Raw genomic sequence first — 3,289 nt, 5'->3', positions numbered from 1 at the left:
CTACCGTGCAAGTCAAGCCACAGAAACCGGGGATTGTACGATGTGCGTAGATTGTGACAAAGACAAACATGGCGTTCCCATGGCTTGTTGCATGGGAACAAAGTTATGTGATGCGCCGGGTGACGGAACGTACAGTTGTGATGGGATTCTTTTTAATTGCTATGGTGATATAATTGACGAGCACGGGTAATATCTCTCTCTTGACTTAACAAATCTTACACTTGAACCATGTTAGTTGCCAAACGTCTTCTTGCTTTTTTGTGCATTGTTGCTTTTGCTTTCGCATGTCTAACCTTGATCCAGCCTACTGATCATGTTCATGCTAGGGACGAGACAGGGTGCTCGACTTCAGTCCGTTGTACTACCTGCCCACTTGCGGGCGAGGTGGAGTGCTCAGGTAAGCGTTGTTCGGCGCACGTGGGTCTCGAGGGCGTCATGTGTGATGGCAAGTTTACGTGGTGTCCTATTTTTTGTTAGTAAAACCATGATTCACGATTGCGTGCCAGTGCGTGTGTTCGTGGTAATGGCGTGTTTATCAGCCAGTGTGCTGGGTTTGACTGGATGCTCTACGGAGGATGGGAGGTCACAGGAAAATTCACTTGTCGCGACCAGCCTTGCCGAAGCTGTAGAGGGGGATCGGTTTATGAAGCATGTCCGGGCCATGCATAAATCTGGGGATGTGCTGTATCTAAGTGGACAGGGTTATGGTCATATTCTTGCCTTGGATGATGATTTAGGAGTCATCCGGACATTTGGCCGCAGTGGTGAGGGACCAGGAGAATTTTCTGGAGCACCGCGAAATTTGTATGCTGAAGGTAATAGGGTTTTCGGTTTGCAAGCCGCATCCAATGACATTCACGCATTTTCGCTCGAGGGGGATTATCTGAGATCTTTTTCAGTTGATCCGGAAGCGGTTATCTGGTCCCAGGGGATATCGGTAAATAATCAGGGTGATGTATATGTTGCCAACTCATTTCCGGTGGTTCCATATTCAATAACAAAATTTGACTCTTCGGGTACGGTCATCAAGACTTTTGGGGAGTTACTTACGACGTCGTACTCCGAGACGTTTAATCGTAGACTGAGCGGGCGGCTCATCACCTTGATCATCAATAAATATTTACTGGCAGTAGGCTTATCTATACCAGTTATTGAAAAATATTCGCTTGACGGTGAGTTAATCCAATCTTCGGATTTATCTGATACGCCCTATTTTCGGGAACGGCTTGACTATGCAGAGGAGTCTTACTCACAAGCAGGGGGAGGCATCGTGTCTGTTATTAGTTACATGGCCACACTCAACTCCAGGCTTTATCTACTACCAATTGAAGGCTATGCTGAAGTTGGATTGCGTGTGAATAGACTTTTGGAGATTGACGTGGAATCGCTGAATATTTTGAACGCGTATACTTTGCTGGATCATCAGGAGGAGCCGCTGAGGTGGGTGGAGGCATTTGAATTTATTTCGGAGGATGAATTGTTAGTTTTTCATTACAGTGACGGTGTGTTTTATCGGTACGAAGACATAGATCTGATTCAGTAGTGGCGTAGTGGCTATGAGCAGAGCACGAGATAAGCTGCACATCCTGTTGTTATCAATATTCTTATGTGCTTGCATTTTATTTATTGTTTTTGGGTTGATAGGTGAGAGAAATATTGAAGCGGGGCAAGACAAAATGAGTGAAGTAGGGGTTAGACGAATGAATCTGATTGTGGAGTCGTTAGCAGGCAAGCCAGTTTACACCGAATTTACTGTCGAACCCAATTTTGCTTGGGGCAGCAAAGGAGCTTTTTTTGTCATATACACCGATCAGGATTGTGGTGTATGTCTCTATGAGATGGCTGAGTTTACCGAGCAGATCTCCACAGACCATAAACTACCTATTTTTTCTGTAAATCGGACAGGAGAAAAACAACTCCCGGGAGACGCTTTGGTACATCTGGACTATGATGCTATAAAGTTTAATCCGCAACTGAGAAATGTACCCACCCCCATTTTAATATACTCAGATGGCTCTAGGGAGATAAAATCTGGGTATGTTAGCACTTTGTTTGATGATCGAAGTCGGAAGAGATCTTTTTTGGAGTTGGTTCGGAAGACGACAAAAAAATAAGCTGGGGATTCAGGTTCAGGCCTAGCATCCTAGTACGCTCTAGTCCACGAGAGATGTCCTGGGGCAGCGTACCTCACCCCACGTCCTCCATTTGCGTCTATCGCGAAACCTGCACGCAGGTTATTCCTTGACTGCGGTAGAACTCACCGACGCTCGCCTTGTCGTCAAATACTAGGTCGGGCCTGCGTCCAGACTCGATCATTTCTTCCAGCCACTGCCCCTTCAACTCAATGTCTGGCACAAAAACTTCATGGGGACGCATTTTGAGATCATCGTACGAAAACAGACCTAACTTTAAATACCTGCTAGACCACAGACATGTTTTATCTCGCCAGATTCCGTTCTCAACGCGATTTGTACACTGGCACGCGGCGCCTTATCACGCGCCCCTTGAGGTGGTCCTGGGGTACAACGGCACCGTAGCGGAGTAAGACTTCTTGGAACCGCTCATGGTGTTCCCCCCAATAAACCATTGCGCAAGCCATTGGCACTCCCTTCCCGGGATCCAGCCCATTCACCAAAAACCGGAGGCGTATATCGTGGAGGAAGCTGACGGCTGTGGGCGCACGAAACACAAAGTCCTTCCAGTGCCTTGTGTTTGCTGTGACAGGTAAAAGTGCCAGTACCTCTGAGCCGTGATGGGCATGCGCATCACCGCACCTTCGGAGCCAGTCGCAGGTTCTAGTCTCTATTGAACCGTCCGGCCCATACGGGGGATTTACATAGATGGCGGGGGAGTTCCAAGTCTCGGTACGTCCGTCGTGGTGGTGGAGGCGATATTCGGTCGACGCGCGGACAATTGAGAAGCCATTGGAGCATGAGTTCAGATCAATTTATCCTGGCGCGCCGGGGAGACGGCTACGGATTCAGGGGCAGACTGCGAGGAAATCTCGCCTATTGAGGTCGTCATTTTGGGAATGCTGCGATACGAGTATTTGATTCATTGCTGGGTCCCGCAGATCAGGTTGTCTGCAGGCGTCCAGTTTCTGGATGGAGACTTTAAAACAGAGAACCAAGTTTCGACGAGAGTAGTGAGGGATATGAAATGTGCGAGTTTTTCATTATATTCAGTGCTTAGGCTCGGGGACTGGTGACAGCCTCCGCATTAACCATAAACCAAAAGTACAACGTAATAATGGCAACAACAGAACAGCGTTTTCAATCTCTCTTGGAGC

2 protein-coding genes are annotated in these 3,289 nt (G+C 47.7%); both read left to right on the top strand.

All coding sequences use genetic code 11. From position 1 onward, the window contains the following. Window positions 1-442 precede the first annotated feature (442 nt). The gene (locus F4Y45_10730) at window positions 443-1,543 is read left to right on the top strand and encodes a hypothetical protein (protein ID MXY24982.1); all 1,101 of its coding nucleotides are present in this window, start codon (window positions 443-445) and stop codon (window positions 1,541-1,543) included. Window positions 1,544-1,556: 13 nt separating this feature from the next. Continuing rightward, window positions 1,557-2,114: a hypothetical protein gene (locus F4Y45_10725; protein MXY24981.1), complete on the top strand. Its 558-nt coding sequence runs from the start codon at window positions 1,557-1,559 to the stop codon at window positions 2,112-2,114. Window positions 2,115-3,289 lie beyond the last annotated feature (1,175 nt).

The sequence above is a fragment of the Acidobacteriota bacterium genome, from assembly GCA_009838525.1.
GTDB lineage: Bacteria > Acidobacteriota > Vicinamibacteria > Vicinamibacterales > UBA8438 > VXRJ01.
Note: the sequence above shows the minus strand (reverse complement) of the source record. Positions and strands in the feature narration are given on the sequence as shown.

Bases quoted from the DNA above. Each gene is read 5' to 3' on its own strand.
- F4Y45_10730 (MXY24982.1), top strand. From the start codon at position 443: ATGGCAAGTTTACGTGGTGTCCTATTTTTTGTTAGTAAAACCATGATT.
- F4Y45_10725 (MXY24981.1), top strand. From the start codon at position 1,557: ATGAGCAGAGCACGAGATAAGCTGCACATCCTGTTGTTATCAATATTC.